This is a genomic window from Pseudooceanicola lipolyticus, from assembly GCF_002786325.1.
Lineage (GTDB): Bacteria > Pseudomonadota > Alphaproteobacteria > Rhodobacterales > Rhodobacteraceae > Pseudooceanicola_C > Pseudooceanicola_C lipolyticus.
In genome coordinates this window covers 1-537 of record NZ_PGTB01000434.1, presented here as the reverse complement: position 1 = coordinate 537, position 537 = coordinate 1, and the positions used below count along the sequence as shown (strand labels likewise).

General features: G+C 71.9%; 1 pseudogene. It reads left to right on the top strand.

Features of this window, described 5'->3' with window-relative positions:
* Window positions 1-537 (top strand): annotated as a pseudogene (locus CVM52_RS26460) (thiamine/thiamine pyrophosphate ABC transporter permease ThiP); the annotation flags it as partial.

The following is a 537-nucleotide window of genomic DNA, read 5'->3' as shown; positions in this document are numbered from 1 at the left end:
GCCGAAACCGGCACCGGTCTGGGCCCCGCCGATGGCGCGGCGATCCGGTTCACCCTGGTCCAGGCGGCGTTGTCGGCCCTGTTCAGCGTCGCGCTGGCGGTGCCGGTGGCCCGCGCGCTGGCGCGGCGGCAGTTCTTCGGCCGCCACCTGCTGATCACATTGCTGGGGGCACCCTTCATCCTGCCGGTGATCGTGGCGGTGCTGGGCCTGCTGGCGGTGTTCGGGCGGTCCGGTTGGCTGAGCGAGGCGCTGGGCCTTTTCGGCCTCGGCCCGGTGCGCATCTACGGCCTGCATGGCGTGGTGCTGGCGCATGTCTTCTTCAATTTGCCGCTGGCAACCCGGCTGATCCTGCAGGGCTGGCATGACATTCCCGCCGAACGTTTCCGCCTGGCGGCCCAGCTGGGCGCCGGGCCGGGGGCGATCTGGCGGCTGCTGGAACGGCCGATGCTGGCCGGCGTGCTGCCCGGCGCGCTGGCCATCGTCTTTGCCATCTGCCTCACCAGTTTTGCGGTGGCGCTGACGCTGGGCGGCGGGCCG